This is a genomic window from Sphingobium sp. 3R8, from assembly GCF_020166615.1.
GTDB lineage: Bacteria > Pseudomonadota > Alphaproteobacteria > Sphingomonadales > Sphingomonadaceae > Sphingobium > Sphingobium bisphenolicum.
Genome location: NZ_JAIQXR010000014.1, coordinates 1 through 20,392 on the forward strand (window position 1 = coordinate 1; position 20,392 = coordinate 20,392).

Consider the following 20,392-nt stretch of genomic DNA (forward strand, 5'->3'; position numbering starts at 1 on the left):
GCAAATATTTGATTCCAGTGTGGTTTAGGGATTTGGAATACGCTCCAGACCAAGCCGCTACAATGTGGCGTATTTCAAATCCACCACACTGGCTGTCGTTGGCAGAATAAGCGTCGGCCGGTCCTTGTGGCGGGGTGTCCCCGCCGCTAGATATGCCATCACATTCGCGGCAGCGCAGCATGGAAGGCCGGTAGCTTGTTCGAACTTCTCAACGCCCTGAACGGCATCGTCTATATCGTGCTGGAAGCGGTCTGGTGGATCATCATCGTGCAGGCGGTGCTGAGCTGGCTGATCGCGTTCAACGTCATCAATACGTCGAACGAATATGTCCGCAACGGCCTCTATGCGCTCGACCGGATGACCGAGCCGCTCTATCGCCCGGTGCGCAAGGTGCTGCCCGATCTGGGCGCGCTGGACCTGTCGCCGATGGTGGTGTTGCTGGCGGTCATCATATTGCAGGGGCCGGTGCGCGAGAATCTGTTCGCGGCGCTGATGCGGGCCGCGGCCTGAATCCTGTCTGTCCGACCCCCGTCTGGACCATAGCGGGCGACGACCTGTTGATCGCCGTCCGGCTGACGCCGGGTGCGGCGAAAGAGGATATAGGCGGTGGCTGGATCGATGAGCGCAATGCGCGCTGGCTGTCCGCGCGGGTCCGCGCCGTGCAGGAAAAGGGCCGGGCCAATGCGGCGCTGATCGCGCTGCTGGCGAAAGGGCTGGATTGGCCGCGCAGCGCGATTTTGCTGGAATCGGGCGACACCAACCGGCTAAAGCGGCTGCGCATCATCGGCGGCGGCCGCGCGTCGGCGCGCCTGACCGCGCTTATCGAAACATGGGTAGGACAGACATGACCATCGGCAAGATCATCGACGGCAAGGCGTTCGCCGCCACCCTGCGCGACACGGTGGGCGAAGGCGTGGCGGGCTTCGTCGAGGCGACCGGGCGCAAGCCGGGGCTTGCGGTGGTTCTGGTGGGCGAAGACCCGGCCAGCAGCGTCTATGTCCGGTCCAAGGGCAAGATGACGGTCGCGGCGGGCATGGAAAGCTTTGAATTCAAGCGGCCCGACAGCATCGGCGAGGAGGATCTGCTCGACCTGATCGAAGAACTGAACCATGACGAGCGGGTCGATGGCATTCTGGTCCAATTGCCGCTGCCGGGGCATATCGACGAGGCCGCCGTGATCGGCGCGATCGACCCGGCCAAGGATGTGGACGGTTTCCATGTCGTCAATTCGGGCAAGCTGGCGACGGGGCAGGAGGCGCTGGTGCCCTGCACGCCGCTGGGCTGCATCATGCTGCTGAAGGACGAGCTGGGCGACCTGTCGGGACTGGAAGCCGTGGTCGTGGGCCGGTCCAACATCGTGGGCAAGCCGATGGCGGCGCTGCTGCTGGCGGAAAGCTGCACCGTGACGATCGCGCATAGCCGCACCCGCGACCTGGCCAGCGTGGTGCATCGCGCCGACATCGTCGTGGCCGCCGTGGGGCGCGCCGAGATGGTGAAGGGCGAGTGGATCAAGCCCGGTGCAACGGTGATCGACGTGGGCATCAACCGCGTGGCGGATACCGAGGATGGCAAGAGCCGGATCGTCGGCGACGTCGCCACCGCCGAGGCGCTGGCCCATGTCCGCGCCATTACGCCGGTGCCGGGCGGCGTCGGGCCGATGACTATCGCCGTGCTGCTGCGCAACACGCTGGTCGCGGCCCATGCCCGCGCCGGGCTGGCCAAGCCGGCGGGTCTGTGACGGCGCGGCTGGCGCTGCTGGCGTTAGGCGCGGCCGCCCTGGTCGCTGCCCCAAGCGCTGCCAAGCCGCCGCCACGCTTCCAGCCCGATCCGAGCAGCGTGATCGCGGCGGAGATCGCCTTCAACCGGCTGGCGCAGAGCAAGGGGCAATGGACCGCCTTTGCCGAGACGGCCGCCGACGATGCCGTGATGTTCGTGCCGCAGAAGGTGGTGGCGAAGGACTGGCTGAAGAAACAGGCCAATCCGGCCGCCTCGGTTCGCTGGTCGACGTCAGTCGTCTATGTATCGTGCGACGGCAATCTGGCCGCCAGCACCGGCAATTGGACGCGGCCGGACGGGTCGGTCGGCTATTATACCACGATCTGGCGGCGCGACCGGAAGGGGCGCTGGCAATGGATCATGGACCATGGCGACACGCTGGCCACCGCGCGTGCGACGCCGGAGTTTCTGAGCGGCAAGGTCGCGACCTGCAGGCGCGGGCCGCAGGGCGCCATGCCGCCGCCTCCGCCATCGGGCAAGAAGGGGGAATTACCGCCACCGCCCGACGAGAGCCTGATCTGGACCGCGGACGTCGCGACCGACGGCAGCCGGCAGGTGACGGTGCGGATGTGGACCGGCGCGGCCTATGAGACGGTGATCGACGACAGGGTAAAGGCGGGATCATGATCGAGCTTTTCATTTCCGCCTTCGTGACGTTGTTCGTCGTCATCGATCCGCCGGGCTGCGCACCCATCTATGCCAGCCTGACCAGCGGGGCCAATGCGGCGCAGCGCCGGGCGATGGCGATCCGGGCGGTCGGCATCGCGGCGGCGATCCTGCTTGTCTTCGCCCTGTGGGGCAAGCAGCTGCTGGGCGTGCTGGGCATCGCGCTCGACAGTTTCCGCATCGCGGGCGGCATCATGCTGTTCATGATCGCGATGGACATGGTGTTTGAAAAGCGGACCCAGCGGCGCGAGGACCGGGCGAACAAGATCACGACCGAAGAGCCGCATGTCGAGGATGTGTCGGTATTCCCGATGGCGATGCCGATGATCGCCGGGCCGGGATCGATCGCGACCGTCATGCTGCTGATGTCGCGGGCCAATGGCATGGCGGAGCGCGGGGTGGTGCTGGGCGCTGTGGTGCTGACGCTGGCGCTGATGCTGGGCGCGCTGATCGCCGCCGGGCCGCTGATGGCGCTGCTGGGGCGCAAGATCGAGGCAGTGATTACGCGGCTGCTGGGCGTGCTGCTCGCCGCACTGGCGGCGCAGTTCGTGATCGACGGGTTGAAGGCGAGTTTTTGAGGCGCCCGATCCTCTGATATGCCGTCATCCCAGCTTTCGCTGGGATGACGATAGATTGGTTAGCCCTTCACGTCGGCTTCGGTGACCGGCGCGATCTTGATTTCGACGCGGCGGTTGGACGCCTTGCCTTCTTCGGTGGCGTTGGAGGCGATCGGCTGGGTTTCGCCGAAGCCGCGGGTGCCGATGCGGGCCGACTGCACGCCCTTGCTCACCAGATAGCCGGCGACCGACTGGGCGCGCCGTTCGGACAGGGTCTGGTTGTAGGCGTCGGCGCCGTCGCTGTCGGTATGGCCGTACACGTCGATATAGGTCTTTGGATATTGCGACAGGACCGAGGCGACGTCGTTCAGCGTCGGCTGGAACTGCGGCTGCACGTCCGCCTTGTTATAGGCGAAGGTGATGCCCGACGGCATACGCAGCAGCAGATTGTCGCCGTCGCGAATCACGTCCACGCCGCTGCCGGCGGTTTCTTCGCGCAGCTTGCGTTCCTGGGCGTCCATATAGGCGCCGATGCCCGCGCCCGCGACCGCGCCGATGCCCGCGCCCAGGATCTTTTCGGTGCGGTCGTTGCGGCCGCCAACCAGATCGCCGAGCAGATAGCCGCCCAGCGCGCCGCCGATGCCGCCGATCGCCGCCTTCGAAATGCTGCGCTGGCCCGTGGTCGGGTCCGTCGTGCAGGCCGTGGTGGCCAGCATGGCGGCCAGCCCTGCGGCGCCGATGATGCGGTGAGAAATCCTCATGATCCTGTTCCCTTGTCTTTTTCGCGCCTGTAGGAGCGACTGCCCCTCATAATGGCCGAACATGGCGTTTGTTCCACATGCGAACTGAACCGATGATGAGGGGGATGTTGTGAAATTGAAAGATTAGCGGTTATAGGAGGTAGTTGACCACCATGGCCACGATCCCCCTCCATAATCCGACGCCCTTTCCCTGGGCCGATCTCGTCATCATCCTGGCGCTCGTCGCCCTGAATGGTGTCTTCGCCATGTCCGAACTGGCCATCGTGTCCGCGCGCAAGCCGCGGCTGCAGGGGCTGGAGAAGGCGGGGCGCAAGGGGGCGACAACGGCGCTGGCGCTGGCCAGCGATCCCGGCAAGTTCCTGTCCACCGTGCAGATCGGCATCACCCTGATCGGCATCATCGCGGGCGCCTATTCGGGCGCCAGCCTGGGCGGGCCGACGGGCGAGCGGTTGCAGTTGCTGGGCCTGTCGCCCAATCTGGCGGAAAATGCGGGTTTTGCGCTGGTCATCGGCCTGACCACCTATGCCTCGCTGATCGTGGGCGAGCTGGTGCCCAAGCAGTTCGCGCTGCGCGCGCCCGAGCCGATCGCGGTGCTGGTGGCGACGCCGATGCTGTGGCTGTCGAAGATCACCGCGCCGATCGTATGGGTGCTGGACGGGTCGAGCAGCCTGATCTTCAAGCTGCTGCGGCTGGACCGCGAATCGGAGAACCACGTCACCGCCGAGGAATTGCACCTGATCGTCGCGGAGGCGAGCAAGTCCGGCGTGATCGAGGAAAGCGAGCGGGCGATCATTTCGGGCGTCGTGCGGCTGGCCGACCGGCCGGTGCGCGAGGTGATGACCCAGCGGATGGACGTCGACTGGATCGACATCGCCGCCGACGATGCGACGATTCGCAGTCGCCTGCTGGAAACGCCGCATACCCGCCTGCCGGTAGGCCGCGGGTCGGTGGAAGATATTATCGGCATCGTCCAGGCACGCGACATCATGACCGCGCTGTTTCGCGGCGAGGCGCTCAATGTCGGCGCGCTGATGCGCCGGGCGGAGGTGGTGCCGGACCAGGTCGATGCGATGGACGCGCTGGAAGTGCTGCGCCGGTCCGACGTGCCGATGGTGATGGTCCATGACGAATATGGCCATTTCGAGGGGATCGTAACCCCGGCTGACCTGCTGTCGGCGATCGCCGGCCATTTCGCGTCGGACCGCGACGCCTATGACGAGCCGGACATGGTCGAGCGCGACGATGGCAGCCTGCTGGTGTCGGGGCAGATGCCGATCGACCAGCTGGCTGAGCGGATCGGCATCGACCTGTCGGAGGACCGCGACTATGCGACGGTGGCGGGCCATGCGCTGTGGCTGCTCAAGCGGTTGCCGGAGGTCGGGGACTTCATCGACGACCAGGGATGGCGGTTCGAGATCGTCGATATGGACGGGCGCAAGATCGACAAGCTGTTAGTGGCGGAGCGATAGGGGGCTGCCCTTTGGCCAAGCGACGAAGCATGACAGCTGTCGACCAGAAAGTGCCATTCAAGCGATCAGGCTCAATCGCTGATTGCGGACGTCACCTTCCGCTGCACAATCGTATCTATGTGGCGATGCAGACCATTAGAAGCGTGACCAAGCCCGGTTGGGTCGGCGGACGACGACCAGTTGCGATTGTACTTCTCCGCTGCCAAGATCAGAAAATGGATATTGTTCGAGAGATCGTCAGCCCGACGGGCAAACGGAAGATCAGGCTCTACCAACGCGCCGACGGCTTCTTTACCTATGACGAGACATTTGAAGCCTTTGATGAAATCGCAGGTTCGTATTGGTCTTCCGGCTATGAAGCAGGCATCTTTGAAACCGAAGAAGCAGCCACCGCCGACATGACGGCCACGACCCCTTGGATGCGGCATGAGGCTTAGCACACCCGCTTGTCCCATCCACCTGCTGCTGGGCTGCAATCGACAATTTTTGTTATTCCAAGTCATTCCTCTTATGCCTTAAAGCGGTCGTAAATTTCAGAGGTCATGGGGAGATTGCAGTTGGCCGCTCGAGAGTTTGTTAGGGCCTGCAAGCAAGAGCGAGATGCATTGCTCGCTATGTTCAGCGATGCATCCGTAGGCACAACTGTCGGACAGCACCTCGACGCAGCACAATTGAACTCGGCACAGCGTCGCAATGTGATTGCCGCGCTCGACGTGGCTCTGACCGACACCTTCTACACTTTGTTGATGGGCCTTGCTGGCGAAGCCTCACTTGGAGGGCAGCAGCAGGCATATAGGCTGTCAGATGAAATGGGGCGGCCTATCTCGCCGTCCGAACATGCAGGCCTTGGTGACCTCGCGTTTGAAGCCTTTCAAGCCGATTGAATGTCTGAGTTCGTGGTTGAAGGACTCGCCAGCAGACTGTCCGCAATCCACCCAAGTCGGCCATCATCTTACCCGCCAAGGTCGTTTTCGCTGCGGACGCAATTAGCACGAACGACAAAGGGCGCGGCAATCGATGCCGCGCCCTTTGTCCTTTGCTCTCTGGCGCCGCTTACTCGCTGGCGTTGGCCGCGTTCGCTGCGGGGGCTTCCGTCGCATTGGCGGCGTTGCCCGCTTCGGCGGCGTTTGCGCCTTCCGCTGCGGCAGGCGCGGCGTCGGCGGCGGGCAGCGGCAGGTTGGACCCCTGCGTGTTGAGCCAGGCGATCAGGTTGGCGCGATCGGCCGGATTGCCAAGGCCCGCAAAGGTCATCTTGGTGCCAGGCGCGAATTCACGCGGGCTTTTCAGCCAGTGATCGAGATTGTCGAAGCTCCATTCGCCGCCCTTGCTCTTGAGCGCGTCGGAGAAGGCGAAGCCGCCCTTGCCCTGGCCGATCGCTTCGCCGACCGTGGCGTAGAGATTGGGACCGATGCCGTTGGCGCCGCCTTGGTTCACGGTGTGGCAGGCGGCGCATTTGGCGAACACCTTCTCACCGGCCGCGACGTCCGCGCTGGCAAGCAGCGTGTTGAGGCCGGGGCCGGTGTCGCCGCCGCCTTCGCCTTCGGCTTCGACGCCTTCGATCGCATAGCCCATCTTTTCGGGCCGTTCGTCATGGAAATATTTGGAGCTGACGATCGCGCCGCCCAGCGCGATGATCCCCGCAAACAAAGCCCAGCCCGCCACGGTGTTGAAACGATCGCCCATTTCGCTCGATTTCCCTTGCGTTTCTGTTCTGGCGGCTGTCTTCCGCGCCCCCTCTTGTGCGCTGCCATAATGGCGGACACGCCACCATGCAAGCCGGGTTGGCACGGTAAATCGCCCTTCGCGTGCGCGGACGCCGCGCGGATGCTTGCGTGGGGGCGGGTGAAACCCTAAGCGCGCAGCCAGTCATGGAAAATTATCCCGCCCCCGCCCGCGCGATCGTCGCGCAACTCGCGCAAAAGGCCGCGGCCGACCCGGCGCGTGCCGTCGCCTATCAGGGCGCGCCCGGCGCCAATTCGCATCTGGCGGCGCTCGGCTATGCGCCCGATTGCGTACCTTTGCCCTGTTTCGCGTTCGAGGATGCGATCGATGCGGTGCGCAATGGACAGGCGGCGCGGGCGATCATTCCGATCGAAAACAGCCTGCACGGGCGCGTGGCGGACATGCATTTCCTGCTGCCCGAATCGGGGCTGGCGGTGATCGACGAATATTTCCTGCGCATCCGTCATTGCCTGATGGCGCCGGACGACAGCCCGGTGAAGAGCGCGATCAGCCATCCCCAGGCGCTCGGCCAATGCCGCCATTATCTGCGGGAGCGAGGCATTCAGCCGGTCGCCTATGCCGATACGGCCGGCGCGGCGGCGCTGGTGGCGGAAACGCGCACGCCCGGCGAAGGGGCGATCGCGCCCTATCTGGCGGCGGAATTGTACGGCCTGCGCCTGATCGCCGAGAATATCGAGGATAGCGACGACAATATGACGCGCTTCCTGGTGCTGGCGCAGGAGGCCAAGATGCCGGTCGCCAATGTCGGGCCGGTGATGACGACATTTCTGTTCGAGGTGAAGAATGTGCCCGCCGCCCTCTACAAGGCGATGGGCGGCTTTGCGACCAACGGGGTCAATATGACCAAGCTGGAAAGCTACCAGCGCGGAGCCAGTTTCGCCGCGACCGAATTTTTCTGCGATATCGAGGGGATGCCGGGCGACCCGGCGGTCGATCGGGCTTTGGCGGAGCTGGAGTTCCACACCAAGTGGGTGCGGCAGTTGGGCAGCTATCGGCAGGCGCGGCCGCGGACCTGAGGCGCGCGCGGGCGTGGGCCTGTTTCGGGCTAGGGAGACGGCTGAGATGGTTATTTTCCTGCCATTCCCCTCCCGCTGGCGGGAGGGGGAACGTGTCAGCTGGTCGTTCGCAGTCTTTGCCGCCAGTTTCGCGTCGGCGCTTTCGCAGGAGCGAGATCGCGCCTATAGCGCTTCCCATGGTCGCAGCCATCCTTCTGTCCGCCCTGGCGATGAGCGCGATCGTCGGCGTGCGTTACCTGCTGGCGAGCGGCGGGTTCGCACTGGCGACGCGGATTCGCCAGCCGGGACTTTACCGGGGGCTGGAGCGGCAGATGCGGCGGGAGATCGGCTGGTCGCTGGCGTCCGCGCTGATCTATGGCGTGCCCGCCGGCGTGGTCGCCTGGGGCTGGCAGGAACGGGGCTGGGCGCGCATCTATAGCGATGTCGGCGACTTTCCGCTGTGGTGGCTGCCGCTGTCGGTGCTGCTCTATCTCGCGACGCACGACACATGGTTTTACTGGACGCATCGCTGGATGCACCGGCCGCGGCTGTTTCGCATCGCCCATGCGGTGCATCACGCCAGCCGGCCGCCGACCGCCTGGGCGGCGATGAGCTTCCATCCCTGGGAGGCGGTTACCGGGGCGGTGGTGATTCCGGCTCTGGTGTTCCTGATCCCCATCCATGTCGGCGCGCTGGGATGCGTGCTGACGATCATGACGATCATGGGCGTGAGCAATCATATGGGGTGGGAGATGTTCCCGCGCTGGATGGTGCGCGGGCCGATGGGCGGGTGGCTGATCACCGCGACCCATCATCAGCGGCATCACGACCAGTATAATTGCAATTACGGGCTGTATTTCCGGGTCTGGGACCGTGTGTGCGGCACCGACAAGGGGTTGGGAGATTTCCGGGAGTTGGGCGAGTTCAAGAAGGTGGATGCGTGAGGCTTTTGCGAGGGCTGGGGCTGGCGCTGGTGGCGGTGGCGGGGCTGACGGCGGCGGCACCTGCGGGTCAGCCGCAGGCGCTCGGCATGGTGCTGGAGGGCCTGCGATCCACCAGGGGGCAGATATTGGTGTGCGTCACCCGGTCGGCCGACCATTTTCCCGATTGCACCAAAGATCCGGACAAGCGCCATTTCGCCGTAGCGGCGCGGAGCGGGGCGATCCCGCTCGGCCTGGTCGCACCGGGCGATTATGCGATCGCCATCGTCCATGACGAAAATGGCAATGGCAAGCTGGATACCTTTGCCGGCATCCCGCGCGAGGGCGTGGGCTTTTCGCGCAATCCGGTGCTGCGCTTCGGCGCGCCGAGCTTTCGGTCGGCCGGGTTCCCGGTCGCGGGCGCGCCGGTGGAGCAGGCGATCCGGCTCAAATATTTCCTGTGAAAAGCTGGGCTGGGAACCTGTAACCGCCTCAAAACATTCTTAGGCCCAGACGCACCTTCACGAACAGGGCCATCATGCATATTTTCCGCAGCCGACTGGCCGCGACTCTCGTCGCGGTCCTGCCCCTTTGCGCGCCCGCGATGGCGCAGGAGGAGGAACAGCATAGCAGCCTGACCATCGGCGTGGGCGGCGCGGCGATCCCCAGCTATGAAGGGTCGGACGACTATCGCGTGATGCCGATCGTGCAGGCGCGCGGCAAGGTGCATGACTTCGCCTTCTGGACCCGCGGGACGACGCTCTATGTCGACGCCATCCCCGATCCCACCGGCACCGGCGTAAATTTCGAGCTTGGCCCGGTCGTCAATGTCCGGCTGGACCGCACCAGCCGCAAGGGCATCAAGGACGATGCCGTGCGGCTGCTGGGCAAGCGCGACGTGGCGGTGGAGGTCGGCGGCTTCGTCGGCATCGGCAAGACCGGGGTCATCACCAGCGATTATGACAATCTGTCGGCGCGCGTGGCGGTGACCAAGGATGTGGCGGGCGCCCATGGCAGCACCGTCATCACGCCCACGATCGAATATTTCACGCCATTATCGATGACGACCTTCGTTGGTCTGAGCGCGTCGGCGGACTATGTCGGCAAGAAATATGGCCGTTATTATTTCGACATCACGCCGCAGGAGAGCCTGGCTAGCGGGCTGGATGTCTATGACCGGGCCGGGCGCGGGTCGGGCTTCAAGCGGATGAGCGTCAACCTGACAGCCGGCAAGTCGCTGTCGGGCGACCTGCGCAAGGGCTGGGCGGTGTTCGGCCTGGCCGGTTATGCGCGGGTGTTGGGCAAATATGGGGATTCGCCGATCGTGGCGGACGCGGGATCGCGCAACCAGTGGGTCGGCGCGATCGGCGTGGGTTATACTTTCTGATTCTGTCCAATCGCCGCCCGTCTTGTCCGTGAGGGGTGACGCCCCACATAAGGCGCGGTATGACGGCGGCGCATGACCGCATGGACAGGAGAATAGAAGCGTGGCGACCCTGGGATTGAGCGAGGCCGACAAGGCGGCCGTGGAGGCGTTTCGCCAGGATGTGGTGGAGCCTTCGCGCACGCAGTTGGTGATCGTCGATTTCTGGGCCGCATGGTGCGGCCCGTGCAAGCAACTGGCCCCGGTGATCGAGAAGGTCTGCGCCGACTATGCGGCCAAGGGCGTCAAGCTGGTCAAGGTCAATGTCGATGAGAATGGCTTTATCGCCAGCCAGTTCCGCGTGCAGTCGATCCCGACCGTCTATGCCGTGTTCCAGGGCCAGCCTGTCGCGGACCTGACGCAGGCGCGGACCGAAGGGCAGCTCAAACAATATCTCGACCAGCTTTTGTCGCAATTGCCGATCGAATCGGATGAGAAGGCGCAGTTGCAGGAAATCGCGCCGCTGATCGCCATGGGCGAGGAGGTGCTGGCGGCGGGCGATGCGGAGCGCGCCTTGTCGGTGTTCGGTCAGATCGCCGAGATGGCGCCCGACAATGTCGAGGTGGCGTCCGGTCTGGCGCGGGCGCTGGTGGCGCTGGGGCGGCTGGACGAGGCGGAAGCGGTGCTGGATGCGCTGCCGGCCGATGTCGCCAGAAATGTCGCGATCGATCAGGCGCGCGCGGCGATCGCGCTGGCGCGGGACGTGAAGCCGGTGGCCGACCTGTCGAGCGTGCAGGCGAGAGTGGAGGCCGATCCCGACGATCATGACGCGCGGTTCGAGCTGGCCGGCGGGCTGATGGCCAATGGCGATCGCGATGGCGCGGCCGAGGCGCTGCTGGAGATCGTGCGGCGCGACCGGGCGTGGAACGACGGCGCGGCGCGGGCGCAGTTGCTGACCATTTTCGATGCGGTGGGCCTGGAAGATCCGTGGGTGTCGGCGCAGCGGCGCAAACTGTCCCAGATCCTGTTTTCATAACCGCCATGCCACTGGCACGCGTCTCCATCTTTCCCTTGTCCGGCGCGCTGCTGCTGCCGGGGATGGACCTGCCGCTGCATATTTTCGAGCCGCGATACCGCGCGCTAATCCATGACGCGATGGCGCGCGACCGGCGGATCGGCATGATCCAGCCGCGCGGGGCCGGCGCCGTACCGCCCTTGTTCGATATGGGGTGCCTGGGCCATGTCAGCCAGATCGAGGCGCTGGAAGATGGGCGGTTCAACATCGTGCTGACGGGCCTGGCGCGGTTCCGATTGGTGCGCGAATTGCAGGTGCCGACCCAGTTTCGCCAGATCGAGGCCGATGTCGAGCAGGCGCCGCAGGAGGATGAGGTGCTGCACATGGCGGAGCGGGCGGCGCTGGAACAGGAATCACGGCGTTTCGCTGATGCTCTGGGCTATGTGGTGGACTGGACCGCGGTGTCGCGGCTGGACGATACGGCGCTGGTCAACGGCATCGCCCAGATCGTGCCGTTCGACCCGGCGGCCAAGCAGACCCTGCTGGAAGCCGACACGCTGTCCGAACGGTCGGAACGGATCATCCAGCTGATGCAGATCGTCGGCCGGATCGAGCGCGACGGCGGGGCCACGATGCAATGATTGGGCATGAGATCGCCCCCATCGATCCATGGCTGCTGGACAAGCTGGTCTGTCCGGTGACGCGCATGCCGCTGCGCTGGGACGCGGCGCGCGGCGCGCTGGTATCGGAGACGGCGGGGCTGGCTTTTCCGGTGCGCGATGGCGTGCCGGTGCTGGTGGTGCGGGAGGCTGTGGCACTTTGACCGTCTCACCCTTTTCCCGCTAGACCTCTTGGAGAGGTAGAGGCCACCTGTCTCAAGGTCGGGTGTTATCGAAAGCCCCCACCCCAACCCCTCCCCTGAAGGGGAGGGATTTAAGATTTGAACGCGGCGATGCATTCCACTTCGAGCGGGGCGCCCAGCGCCAGGCCGTCGGCGCCGAAGGCGCTGCGGGTGGGAAGGCGTTTGCCTTCGAAATAGGGGAGATAGGCGGCGTTGAAGCGCGGCCAGTCGGCCATGTCGTCCAGCATGACCGTGCATTTGACGACATGGCCGAAATCCAGGCCATTGCTCGCCAATATCTTGCCGATCGAATCCATCGCCCCCTTCACCGCGGCGTCGAAGCCTTCCTTATGCTTGTCCATGCCTTCGGGCACCTGACCGATCTGGCCGGACATGAAGAGGAGGTCGCCGACCCGGATCGACGGCGAAAAGGGGAGCCTGACGGGCAGGGCTTGCGGCGCGGCGGCGGGCTGGGCCAGAGCGGGTTGGGCGAAGGCGGGTGCGGCGGCCAGCAGCAGGGCGGTGGCGAGAAGGCGCTTCATAAGTCTCTCCTTGAAAAGATCAGGCGCGGGGCAGGGCGGCGAGCAGGCGGTCGACATCCGCCCTGTCGTTGAAGATCGACGGCGCGATGCGGAAATGATGATCGTGCAGCGAGATGCGCACCTGCGCCTTGGCCAGTGGGTCGGCGAGGCGGGTCTTCGCGTCGGGCAGCAGGGCGGTCAGCAGTGGCGTGGTTGTGCCGGGCGGGGTGATAAGGCGATAGCCTTTCGCGCTCAGGCCGTCGCGGAGCGGGGCGATCAGGCTTTGGGCATGGGCCTGGATCGCGGGGACGGTGAGGGTAGCGATATGGTCGAGGCCATGGTCGATCGCGGCGACCACCGCCTGCGCATAGGTGCCGGTGCCGAAATGGCCCAGCGCGCCGGGGCGGATGGCGTAGCTGACCGGTTCATTTCCGGGCGGGTCCATCGGATAGACATGGGTTTGCGGCGGGGACAGGCCGATGCCGGGCGGGGCGCCGGGCGCAGCGAAGCCATAATAGCCGAAATCGGCCAGCGGCAGGGCATCCAGCACGCCCCGCCGGGCATAGAGGAAGCCGAGGCCGAAATCGCCCATCAGCCATTTATAGGTGGCGCAGGCGGCGAAATCGACGCTGCTGGCGTGGAGATCGACGGGAATCGCGCCGGCGGCATGAATGATGTCGGCATAGACCAGTGCGCCGGCGGCATGGGCGAGGTCGCAGACGGCCTTCAGGTCGTGCTGGAAGCCATTATAGGTGGAGACGAGCGAGAGGCTGACCAGCGTCGTGCCGGGGGTGATGGCTTTGGCCATGTCGTCCATGTCGATGCGGCCGTCGCGCGCCTGCACCCAGGCGACATCGACGCCCTGTTTCGCCAGTTCCTGATACATGGGGAAGCCGGCATAGAAATGCAGCGTGTCGGTGACGATGCGGCCGCTCCTGTGTGGGAAGCCCAGCGCGCGGAGCACGGCCTGTTCGCCCATGGTGGTGGACTGGACCCAGCAGAGTTCGTCCGGATCGGCGTTCACCAGTCGCGCGAATTTGGCGATGGTGGCGGCGCGGTCCACCGGTCTCAGCGCCGCGGCGGCGGGATCGAGCGTGCGGGCGGCGACATAGGCGTCCATCGCCGCGCGCGCGCCGAGGCTGATCGGATGGGTGGAGGCGCTGTCGAGATAGGCGATCGGCGTGGGCGCGAAGTTCCCCTTGTCGGGCAGGCTGAGCGTGGTCGCGCTGGTGCGGGCCGCTTGCGCCGCCAGTGGGACGGCGATCGCCGCGCCCAAGGCCTGACGGCGGCTGAGCGTCATGCCATGACCTTGAGGAAGGCGGCCTTGAACGCCTGCATTTCGGCCGGGCTGCCAAAGGAGACGCGGACCCAGTCGTCCATATGTTTGCGCGGGCCGCCGATGAATATGCCCGCCTGGGCCAGCGCGGCGGTGACAGCGGCGCCGGGGCGGCCGACATGGATCATGGCGAAGCTGGCCTGGCTGGGCAGGTAGCGTAGCCCTCTGGCGTCGAGCCAGGCGAAGAGGTCGTCGCGCACGGCCTTGTTTTCCGCCTTGCGGGTCGGGAGCAGGGTCGGGTCGAGCAGGCTGGCCTCCGCCGCCAGCACGGCCGGCATGGGCGTGATGTTGGTGCCGTAGCGTGCCATGCCGTCGAGCAAATCCTTGCGCCCTGCGATCAGGCCGCAGCGCAGGCCGGCCAGGCCGTAGATTTTCGAGAAGGTGCGGGTCACCAGCAGGTCAGCTTGCCTCGCGACCAGATCGAGGCAGCTTTGCGCATCGCTGAAATGAATATAGGCTTCATCCACCAGCAGGATGCTACCCTTGGGCTTGTTCGCCAGCAGCCAGTCGATATCGGCGCGCGACGTGGTGAGGCCGGTCGGGTTGTTGGGATTGCACACATAATAGACGCCGGCGTCGGGCGCAGCGGCCAGCAGCGTGCGCGGGTCGGCAGCGAAATCGCCCGACAGCGGGACGGCGACCGAGCGGGTAATACTGGCATTGTCGAGGCCGAGAAAGCCCTGGTCGAAGGTCGGTTCGAAATAGGCGATCGGACGATCGGCGCTGGAGTAGCTGAGCGCCACCGAGCGCAGCGGCATGAAGGAGCCGGGATGGACCTGCACCTGGGTTGGCGACAGTCCGTTCTGGCGCGCGAAGAGGCTTTCGAGCTTCCCGGCAAAGGCCATGCCGTAGCGGCCCGACAGCGGCGGCAGCTTCGCCAGCGCGGCGAGCGCCGCGGGGCAGGGGCCGACCGGATGTTCGTTGCTGTTGATATAGACAGCGTCGGTCAGGCTCGCAGCCATGCCGGCTGGATCGTCGGGCAGGTCGACCTTGCGCCCGCGCTGGGCGATGGCGGTGGCTGCGCCCGCGACGGTAGCGGCGCCGATCGCGCCGCGCATCAGCATCCGGCGGGAGAGGGCGGCGGGTTCGGTCATTCTTCGCTTGCCCGGATGGCGGCGGCGACGCGCTTCACATCGGCTTCGCTGACCGGATCGGCATAGCTGTTGTCGAAATGGGTGCGGACATAGCCGACCACACCGGCGACCTGGCCGGGGGTGAGCATTTCGGAGAACCAGGGCATCCCGCCCTGGCCCTTCATCACAACGGTGATCGGATAGTCCGCCGTTGCCAGTTTCGCATTATGGGCCAGCGCCGGGACGGTGCCGTCGGGCGATCCCTGCGCATGGTCGAGATGGCAGGCGGCGCAGACCTGCTTATAGACCTGCTCGCCATCGGGCAGCGCCAGCTTGACCGGGCGGCCGCCGGGGGAATCCGCCAGCGCGGGGGCCGCGGCCAACGCCGCGAGAGCGCCGAGGCGCAGGAGCCAGCGCCGCATCTCAGGCCGCCTGCGCGTGTTCGTGGATCTGGGTGATCGCGTCCATGCCCGACAGGATCGACCCTTCCATCCAGCCGCCATAATAGCTGGCATGTTCGCCCGCCAGCACCACGCGATTGTCGAGCGTGACGAGAGTCTTGTAATGCGCCTTGCGGTTGTCCTCGCTCCAGGCGGAGGTGCAGCCCAATATCCACGGCACCCGGCTCCAGGGCACGGATACGCCGTTCATAAATTCCTTGCGATATTGCGGGTGGAACACTTCGCCCTGTTTCAGCGCGGTTTCGATCCGCTGCTGCGGCGTCATGCCGGCGAGCTGGAAGCCGGCAAGGTCGCGGGCGAAGGCGCCGAGCAGCACGGCGGGGCCGGTGCCGAACATCCTGTCGTTGGGATAGGATAGCTGGGTGATCGACTGGTCGGTGAAGCTGTGGCCGCCATAGATATTGTCGTCCTCCTCCCAGAAGCGGCGCTTGAATTCGAGGCCGATCTTGACGTGGCCGCCATAGGGCACCGCCTTCATCGCGGCCTTGAGCGCCGGGGACACCTGCATGTCGACCTGGCTGATGATCGAGAGCGGGATGGTGCAGACGCAATAATCGGCGCTGACATCGTGCATCTGCCCGCTGGCGACATCCTTGTAGCTTACCGTCACGCCCTTGTCGGACTGCGCGACCTTCACCGCCTTGGCATTGTAGGTGACGATCTTGCCGATCTTCCTGGCGAAAGCCTTGCCGATCATGTCCATGCCGCCGACTGGCTGGAACATCGTGGTCTGCATCACATAGCTGAAATAGAAGGACATGGCGGTCCAGACCTGCGGGTCGAGCACGTCCTGCAATTTGGCGATCTGCGAGGGGGTGGGCGCGCCGTTGCGGCCGCCGCCGGGCGCCTGGTCGTAGCCGCGCTGGGCGGAGACTTTAAGGCTGCTGGTGTAAGCGAGATTCTTGTCGAGCACGCCCCAGCCGCGTAGCGCCTCCATCAGTTTTTCCTGGTCTTCCGCGGACAGCTTGTCGTCCAGCGCCTTGGCGCTGATCGCCTTGGCCAGCAGTTCGGAGGTGTGGCCCTTGAAGTCGGTCGCGACTTCCTTGTAGCGCATCGGCTTGCCGCCAAAGGCTTCGGTCGAATGGATGAAGCCATTATGGTTGAGCTGGATGAAAGGCTCCAGCGCGACGCCGAACTGGCGACAATAATGGAGCAGCGCCTTGTGATGGTGCGGGATGCGCCAGGGGCCGGGATTGAGGTAATTGCCCGCCGCGAACTGCACCTTCTGCACCGTGCCGTCGCTTTCGGTGAAGCTGTCGCCGCCGCGCAGCGAGTAATTGCGGCCGCCGGGGCGATCCTGAAACTCCAGTATCCTGACCGCATAGCCGGCCTTTTGCAGCTCATAGGCGGCGGCCATGCCGGCAAGGCCCGCGCCCAGGATGAGGACGGAGGCGCCGGGCTTCGCGCCGGTCAGGACCGGCGGGCCGGTGAACTGGGTTTCGGCGGCGTGGCCGAGCGCCGTCATCGCCTGATACATGGCGGCGGCGCCACCGACCTTGCCGATCATGGTCAGGAGGTCGCGGCGGCTGGGTGTGGTGTCGTGCGTCATGAATGTCCCCCCTTGTTGCGCGCATTGCATGGTGCTTAGGGCGCCTTGGCGGCGATCGCCTCGATCTCGACCAGTTGCTGCGGCCGGGCGAGGCCGGCGATCTGGAAGGCGGAGCGGGTCGGCAGGTTGGGCTGGTCGGCGGTGCCGAAGAATTTCTTGTACGCGCGGGTCATGCCGTCGCGGTCCATCTTGCCGCCGAGCCTGGGGTCGCCGACCAGGAAGGCGGTGAGTTTCACGACGTCGCCCATGGTGAGGCCCATGTCGGCCAGTTGCGCCTTCATCCTGGTGAAGATGGAGAGGGTCTGCGCCTCGGTGTCGCCGAAGGCATCGGGGCTTTCGACATCCTTGGGATCGATCGGCGCGCCGGTCGCGCCGGAGAGATAATAGAGCGTGCTGCCGGGCGGGATGATGGCCGCGCTGGCGATCATGGCACCGGGCGCCTGCTTATGTTCGACGGTGGCGGCCCGGGCCGTGGTGAAGATCGGGGCCGAGCTGGCGGCCATGGCGGCCAGCAGGAAGGCGAAACGCGCTTTCATGGACAATCCCCCTATTGATGATGCTATTGGTTGGACGCGATTTCCGAGTCATCAGATGATTTCATCCGATTAGAAGTCGCTCCAAGAAAAAGGGCCGGTCCTTGCCGGACCGGCCCTTCCCTCGTGACGTCGATCAGAATTTGAAGTCGATGCGGGCGTAATAATAGCCGCCCGATGTGCTGTAGGCGCTGTGGCCGTAGGACGCGCTGTAGGAGCCCGAGCCGTTTTCATAGGGCGACACGCCGGGCGCCACCGTCACGCCCTTGAGCAGCTTGGGGATTTCCGGCTTCTTGTTGAACAGGTTGTTGGCGCCGAGCGAGAAGGTGACGGCGTCGGTGAAGTCGTAATTCACTTCCAGATCGGTGATGGCCGCCGCCTTGGCTACGCCGTTGAAGTAGAGCTGGTTGGCGTTCACCCCGTTCACCAGCGCGCCGTCGGCGATCAGGAAACCGCCTTCGGGGATGATGACCGACCCGTTGGCGGAGGAGGTGAAGGCCGGCCGCACCAGGACGCTGGTCTTGCCGTAGAAGGTTTCGCGCACGTTGACCGCGAAACGCCCGCTCTTGAACAGGGCGTTGGCGACGACCTTATAGTCCGGGTTGGCGCGTTCGATATTGCTTTCCGACGCGGCGTTGAACAGCGGATAGCCCAGCTTGTTGTTGGTGATCTTCGTCTTGTTATAGTTGGCGGTCAGCGACAGGTTGAGCTGGCCGAAGTCCAGCGCGACGGGATAGCTGGCCGAGAAGTCGATGCCCCAGGTGCGGGTGTCGACGCCGTTGGTGAAGCTTTGCACGCCGATCGTGCCGCTGCTGAACAAAGAGGGCTCGAGGGTAATGCCCGCCGCGGTCAGGGCCGCCAGAATGTCGGCACCACCCGCTTGCGGCACCCCGTTGAGGATGGCGTTGCGGGCCGCTGTGCCGGTGATCCGATCCTTGATCTTGATCAGATAGCCATCGACCGTGATTGCCAGCTTGGGCACCGGGCGGACGACGAAGCCGGCCGAGAAATTCTTCGACTTTTCCGGTTTCAGCGAATCGAAGCCCAGCAGCGCGGCGGCAGGCGAGCCGGCGGGCAACTGTGCGACGGCGCTGGTCGGGCCGACGTTGATGGTCGAATATTTCTGTTCCTGCAGCGTCGGCGCACGGAAGCCCGTGCTGGCGGTGCCGCGGATCGCGAAGGCGTCCGAGAAGTCGTAGCGGGTCGTGACCTTGCCGATCAGCGTGTCGCCGAAATCGGTATAGTCTTCGTAACGGCCGGCAAAGTCGACGCTCCAGCCATCGGTCGGCTTGGCGATCAGGTTGAGATAGCCTGCCTTGGAGCTGCGCTGGAATTCGCCGGCGTCGCTCGCCTTGTAACCGGGGAAGGACTGGACGCCGGTCTTGTAGGTCGAGATGGAATCGCCGGCGATGATTTCATATTCGTCCTTGCGATATTCGCCGCCGAAGGCGAGCGTGATCGGCGTCGCCATGCCGACATCGAATTCCTTGCGGATGTCGGTGGTGAGCGTGGTCTGGGCGAGTTTGAAACCGCCGTCGTAAGCGCTGTCCGGCGAGTTGGCGACGCCGATCCCGTTTAACTGATTCTGGTAGCTTTCCCGCCAGATTTCACGATGGGCCGACGCTTCGGTCCAGATATCGTCCTTTTGCGACCCATAGGTGCCGGACACATCATAGTTCCAGCCGCCGCCAAATTCGCCCTTGGCGCCGATGGTGAAGCTATATTCGTTTTCGATCACATGCTGGAGCGGGACCATGCCCACGACGCCGGTATTGCCGTAACAAACGCCGGGATCATAAGGGGTGTTGGTGACGTTGCCGCCCGCGTTGATCGCGCCGGTGGCGTCGCTTTCGTAGCAGATGCGCTTGGGATGGCGATAACCCTGCTTCGCCCAACCTTCGCGGCGGCTATAGTCGCCGAAGCTGTAGAGTTCGACGCCGCCGAAATCATAGCCCATATTGTAGAAGGCGACGTTGAGGTTGGTCTTGGGCTGGCCGCCGTTGATGCCCGACAGCGCATCGCCCGCGAGGTTCGACCATTGGGCCGGCGCGTTGGGTTGCAGCGTGCCGTCCTGCTGGGTGACGAGCACTTGGCCCTTGCCGACGGTGGTATAATCCTGGCGGCGGTGGAACAGGGTCAGGTTGAAGAAGCCGTCCTCGCCCAGTTTGAAGCCGACATTGCCCGAGGCGGAGAAGAGTTCGCCTTCGCTGTCATAATATTGACCGCCGGTGACCTTGAACGAGCCGCCTTCATCATTGTCCTTGAGGATGAAATTGAGGACGCCCGCGATCGCATCGGTGCCGTAGACGGCTGCTGCGCCTTCCTGCAACACTTCGACGCGCGAGATGGCGTCGGGCGGGATGACGTCGATGCTGGGCGCGGCAGACCCCTGGAACGCGCCGGAAATCACCTGAAGAATGGCGTTGCCGTGGCGGCGCTTGCCATTGACGAGGACCAGCGTGTGGTTGGGGCTGAGGCCGCGAAGACGGGCCGAGAGCGAGAAGCTGGACAGATCGGTGCCCTGCGTCTGCGCGGTGAAGCCCGGCACCATTTGGGTCAGAACCTGGTTGAGGTTCGGCTGGCCGACATGGCTGATGGCTTCTTCGCTCAGCACCTGAACCGGCGCGGCGGATTCGGCGGCCGAAATGCCGACGGCGCGGGTGCCGGTGACGATGATGGCGGCGCCGTCATCGGTCTGCGGTTCCTGCGGTGCATCCTGCGCGATGGCGCAGGCGGACCAGGACGAAGCCAGAATAAGTGAAAGTTTGAGCGCGGACAGTCGCGTCATTCATGCCCCCTGTTTTTGCATTATG

The 20,392-nt window shown here is 65.0% G+C and carries 24 protein-coding genes; 15 read left to right on the forward strand and 9 right to left on the reverse strand.

The window, feature by feature from the left end; translation table 11 throughout:
* Positions 1 to 195: 195 nt before the first annotated feature.
* The 5 genes from K9B33_RS13910 to K9B33_RS13930 are packed head-to-tail and all read left to right on the forward strand — an operon-like array spanning position 196 to position 3,020.
* Entirely contained in the window at positions 196 to 510 is a 315-nt protein-coding gene (locus K9B33_RS13910; RefSeq protein ID WP_224549585.1) for a YggT family protein, read from the forward strand.
* Positions 511 to 557: 47 nt separating this feature from the next.
* Positions 558 to 848, forward strand: a complete 291-nt coding sequence (locus tag K9B33_RS13915) for a DUF167 family protein (RefSeq protein WP_263499585.1) — start codon at positions 558 to 560, stop codon at positions 846 to 848.
* Entirely contained in the window at positions 845 to 1,738 is an 894-nt protein-coding gene (gene folD / locus K9B33_RS13920; protein ID WP_224549587.1) for a bifunctional methylenetetrahydrofolate dehydrogenase/methenyltetrahydrofolate cyclohydrolase FolD, read from the forward strand. The genes K9B33_RS13915 and folD overlap by 4 nt, the downstream gene beginning before the upstream one ends.
* On the forward strand, positions 1,735 to 2,403 hold the full coding sequence (locus tag K9B33_RS13925; RefSeq protein WP_224549589.1) for a YybH family protein: 669 nt from the start codon (positions 1,735 to 1,737) through the stop codon (positions 2,401 to 2,403). The genes folD and K9B33_RS13925 overlap by 4 nt, the downstream gene beginning before the upstream one ends.
* On the forward strand, positions 2,400 to 3,020 hold the full coding sequence (locus K9B33_RS13930) for a MarC family protein (RefSeq protein WP_224549591.1): 621 nt from the start codon (positions 2,400 to 2,402) through the stop codon (positions 3,018 to 3,020). Before K9B33_RS13925 ends, K9B33_RS13930 begins: the two co-directional genes overlap by 4 nt.
* 59 nt (positions 3,021 to 3,079) lie before the next feature.
* Here K9B33_RS13930 and K9B33_RS13935 read toward each other — a convergent pair whose 3' ends face one another.
* On the reverse strand, positions 3,080 to 3,760 hold the full coding sequence (locus K9B33_RS13935; RefSeq protein WP_224549593.1) for an OmpA family protein: 681 nt from the start codon (positions 3,758 to 3,760) through the stop codon (positions 3,080 to 3,082).
* Between the two features lie 152 nt (positions 3,761 to 3,912).
* Between K9B33_RS13935 and K9B33_RS13940 the strand changes: the two genes are divergently transcribed.
* The 3 genes from K9B33_RS13940 to K9B33_RS13950 all read left to right on the forward strand — a co-directional run bounded on the left by K9B33_RS13940 (position 3,913) and on the right by K9B33_RS13950 (position 6,113).
* A complete protein-coding gene (locus K9B33_RS13940) occupies positions 3,913 to 5,229 on the forward strand; it encodes a hemolysin family protein (protein WP_224549594.1) in 1,317 nt (438 codons plus the stop codon).
* Between the two features lie 29 nt (positions 5,230 to 5,258).
* Positions 5,259 to 5,666 carry a hypothetical protein gene (locus K9B33_RS13945; protein WP_224549596.1) on the forward strand — a complete coding sequence of 136 codons (408 nt, stop codon included), beginning with the start codon at positions 5,259 to 5,261 and terminating at the stop codon, positions 5,664 to 5,666.
* A 177-nt stretch (positions 5,667 to 5,843) separates the two neighbouring features.
* On the forward strand, positions 5,844 to 6,113 hold the full coding sequence (locus tag K9B33_RS13950; RefSeq protein WP_224549598.1) for a hypothetical protein: 270 nt from the start codon (positions 5,844 to 5,846) through the stop codon (positions 6,111 to 6,113).
* Between the two features lie 169 nt (positions 6,114 to 6,282).
* Here K9B33_RS13950 and K9B33_RS13955 read toward each other — a convergent pair whose 3' ends face one another.
* Complete coding sequence (locus tag K9B33_RS13955) at positions 6,283 to 6,912, reverse strand: c-type cytochrome (protein ID WP_224549600.1); 630 nt, start codon at positions 6,910 to 6,912, stop codon at positions 6,283 to 6,285.
* A gap of 185 nt (positions 6,913 to 7,097) precedes the next feature.
* Between K9B33_RS13955 and K9B33_RS13960 the strand changes: the two genes are divergently transcribed.
* The 7 genes from K9B33_RS13960 to K9B33_RS13990 all read left to right on the forward strand — a co-directional run bounded on the left by K9B33_RS13960 (position 7,098) and on the right by K9B33_RS13990 (position 12,088).
* Positions 7,098 to 7,988 (forward strand): prephenate dehydratase, encoded by an 891-nt coding sequence (locus K9B33_RS13960; RefSeq protein ID WP_224549601.1) that lies wholly within the window; start codon positions 7,098 to 7,100, stop codon positions 7,986 to 7,988.
* 176 nt (positions 7,989 to 8,164) lie between these two features.
* Positions 8,165 to 8,911 carry a sterol desaturase family protein gene (locus K9B33_RS13965; protein ID WP_224549603.1) on the forward strand — a complete coding sequence of 249 codons (747 nt, stop codon included), beginning with the start codon at positions 8,165 to 8,167 and terminating at the stop codon, positions 8,909 to 8,911.
* Entirely contained in the window at positions 8,908 to 9,351 is a 444-nt protein-coding gene (locus K9B33_RS13970; RefSeq protein ID WP_411974020.1) for a DUF2141 domain-containing protein, read from the forward strand. The genes K9B33_RS13965 and K9B33_RS13970 overlap by 4 nt, the downstream gene beginning before the upstream one ends.
* Positions 9,352 to 9,425: 74 nt before the next feature.
* A complete protein-coding gene (locus tag K9B33_RS13975; protein ID WP_224549605.1) occupies positions 9,426 to 10,274 on the forward strand; it encodes a MipA/OmpV family protein in 849 nt (282 codons plus the stop codon).
* Between the two features lie 100 nt (positions 10,275 to 10,374).
* Entirely contained in the window at positions 10,375 to 11,286 is a 912-nt protein-coding gene (locus tag K9B33_RS13980; protein ID WP_224549607.1) for a tetratricopeptide repeat protein, read from the forward strand.
* Between the two features lie 5 nt (positions 11,287 to 11,291).
* Positions 11,292 to 11,906 (forward strand): LON peptidase substrate-binding domain-containing protein, encoded by a 615-nt coding sequence (locus tag K9B33_RS13985; RefSeq protein ID WP_224549609.1) that lies wholly within the window; start codon positions 11,292 to 11,294, stop codon positions 11,904 to 11,906.
* Complete coding sequence (locus K9B33_RS13990) at positions 11,903 to 12,088, forward strand: Trm112 family protein (RefSeq protein ID WP_224549611.1); 186 nt, start codon at positions 11,903 to 11,905, stop codon at positions 12,086 to 12,088. Before K9B33_RS13985 ends, K9B33_RS13990 begins: the two co-directional genes overlap by 4 nt.
* Before the next feature lie 110 nt (positions 12,089 to 12,198).
* On the opposite strand, the gene K9B33_RS13995 is transcribed toward K9B33_RS13990, so the two are convergent.
* The 7 genes from K9B33_RS13995 to K9B33_RS14025 all read right to left on the reverse strand — a co-directional run bounded on the left by K9B33_RS13995 (position 12,199) and on the right by K9B33_RS14025 (position 20,367).
* Positions 12,199 to 12,648 (reverse strand): RidA family protein, encoded by a 450-nt coding sequence (locus K9B33_RS13995; protein WP_224549613.1) that lies wholly within the window; start codon positions 12,646 to 12,648, stop codon positions 12,199 to 12,201.
* Positions 12,649 to 12,667: 19 nt separating this feature from the next.
* Positions 12,668 to 13,927, reverse strand: coding sequence for an aminotransferase class V-fold PLP-dependent enzyme (locus K9B33_RS14000; RefSeq protein ID WP_224549615.1), 1,260 nt, complete (start codon positions 13,925 to 13,927; stop codon positions 12,668 to 12,670).
* Complete coding sequence (locus K9B33_RS14005; protein WP_224549616.1) at positions 13,924 to 15,057, reverse strand: aminotransferase class I/II-fold pyridoxal phosphate-dependent enzyme; 1,134 nt, start codon at positions 15,055 to 15,057, stop codon at positions 13,924 to 13,926. The genes K9B33_RS14000 and K9B33_RS14005 overlap by 4 nt, the downstream gene beginning before the upstream one ends.
* Positions 15,054 to 15,458: a c-type cytochrome gene (locus tag K9B33_RS14010; RefSeq protein WP_224549618.1), complete on the reverse strand. Its 405-nt coding sequence runs from the start codon at positions 15,456 to 15,458 to the stop codon at positions 15,054 to 15,056. Before K9B33_RS14010 ends, K9B33_RS14005 begins: the two co-directional genes overlap by 4 nt.
* 1 nt (position 15,459) lies before the next feature.
* Complete coding sequence (locus K9B33_RS14015) at positions 15,460 to 17,046, reverse strand: flavin monoamine oxidase family protein (RefSeq protein ID WP_224549620.1); 1,587 nt, start codon at positions 17,044 to 17,046, stop codon at positions 15,460 to 15,462.
* 35 nt (positions 17,047 to 17,081) lie between these two features.
* Positions 17,082 to 17,582, reverse strand: coding sequence for a RidA family protein (locus K9B33_RS14020; RefSeq protein ID WP_224549621.1), 501 nt, complete (start codon positions 17,580 to 17,582; stop codon positions 17,082 to 17,084).
* 133 nt (positions 17,583 to 17,715) lie between these two features.
* Positions 17,716 to 20,367, reverse strand: coding sequence for a TonB-dependent receptor plug domain-containing protein (locus K9B33_RS14025; RefSeq protein ID WP_224549623.1), 2,652 nt, complete (start codon positions 20,365 to 20,367; stop codon positions 17,716 to 17,718).
* Positions 20,368 to 20,392 lie beyond the last annotated feature (25 nt).

What these genes read in the sequence shown, in the direction of transcription:
- folD (WP_224549587.1), top strand. Translation starts at nt 845, where the DNA reads ATGACCATCGGCAAGATCATCGACGGCAAGGCGTTCGCCGCCACCCTG.
- K9B33_RS13930 (WP_224549591.1), top strand. Translation starts at nt 2,400, where the DNA reads ATGATCGAGCTTTTCATTTCCGCCTTCGTGACGTTGTTCGTCGTCATC.
- K9B33_RS13935 (WP_224549593.1), bottom strand. Translation starts at nt 3,760, where the DNA reads ATGAGGATTTCTCACCGCATCATCGGCGCCGCAGGGCTGGCCGCCATG.
- K9B33_RS13940 (WP_224549594.1), top strand. Translation starts at nt 3,913, where the DNA reads ATGGCCACGATCCCCCTCCATAATCCGACGCCCTTTCCCTGGGCCGAT.
- K9B33_RS13945 (WP_224549596.1), top strand. Translation starts at nt 5,259, where the DNA reads ATGACAGCTGTCGACCAGAAAGTGCCATTCAAGCGATCAGGCTCAATC.
- K9B33_RS13950 (WP_224549598.1), top strand. Translation starts at nt 5,844, where the DNA reads ATGTTCAGCGATGCATCCGTAGGCACAACTGTCGGACAGCACCTCGAC.
- K9B33_RS13955 (WP_224549600.1), bottom strand. Translation starts at nt 6,912, where the DNA reads ATGGGCGATCGTTTCAACACCGTGGCGGGCTGGGCTTTGTTTGCGGGG.
- K9B33_RS13960 (WP_224549601.1), top strand. Translation starts at nt 7,098, where the DNA reads ATGGAAAATTATCCCGCCCCCGCCCGCGCGATCGTCGCGCAACTCGCG.
- K9B33_RS13965 (WP_224549603.1), top strand. Translation starts at nt 8,165, where the DNA reads ATGGTCGCAGCCATCCTTCTGTCCGCCCTGGCGATGAGCGCGATCGTC.
- K9B33_RS13975 (WP_224549605.1), top strand. Translation starts at nt 9,426, where the DNA reads ATGCATATTTTCCGCAGCCGACTGGCCGCGACTCTCGTCGCGGTCCTG.
- K9B33_RS13985 (WP_224549609.1), top strand. Translation starts at nt 11,292, where the DNA reads ATGCCACTGGCACGCGTCTCCATCTTTCCCTTGTCCGGCGCGCTGCTG.
- K9B33_RS13990 (WP_224549611.1), top strand. Translation starts at nt 11,903, where the DNA reads ATGATTGGGCATGAGATCGCCCCCATCGATCCATGGCTGCTGGACAAG.
- K9B33_RS13995 (WP_224549613.1), bottom strand. Translation starts at nt 12,648, where the DNA reads ATGAAGCGCCTTCTCGCCACCGCCCTGCTGCTGGCCGCCGCACCCGCC.
- K9B33_RS14000 (WP_224549615.1), bottom strand. Translation starts at nt 13,927, where the DNA reads ATGACGCTCAGCCGCCGTCAGGCCTTGGGCGCGGCGATCGCCGTCCCA.
- K9B33_RS14005 (WP_224549616.1), bottom strand. Translation starts at nt 15,057, where the DNA reads ATGACCGAACCCGCCGCCCTCTCCCGCCGGATGCTGATGCGCGGCGCG.
- K9B33_RS14010 (WP_224549618.1), bottom strand. Translation starts at nt 15,458, where the DNA reads ATGCGGCGCTGGCTCCTGCGCCTCGGCGCTCTCGCGGCGTTGGCCGCG.
- K9B33_RS14015 (WP_224549620.1), bottom strand. Translation starts at nt 17,046, where the DNA reads ATGACGCACGACACCACACCCAGCCGCCGCGACCTCCTGACCATGATC.
- K9B33_RS14020 (WP_224549621.1), bottom strand. Translation starts at nt 17,582, where the DNA reads ATGAAAGCGCGTTTCGCCTTCCTGCTGGCCGCCATGGCCGCCAGCTCG.
- K9B33_RS14025 (WP_224549623.1), bottom strand. Translation starts at nt 20,367, where the DNA reads ATGACGCGACTGTCCGCGCTCAAACTTTCACTTATTCTGGCTTCGTCC.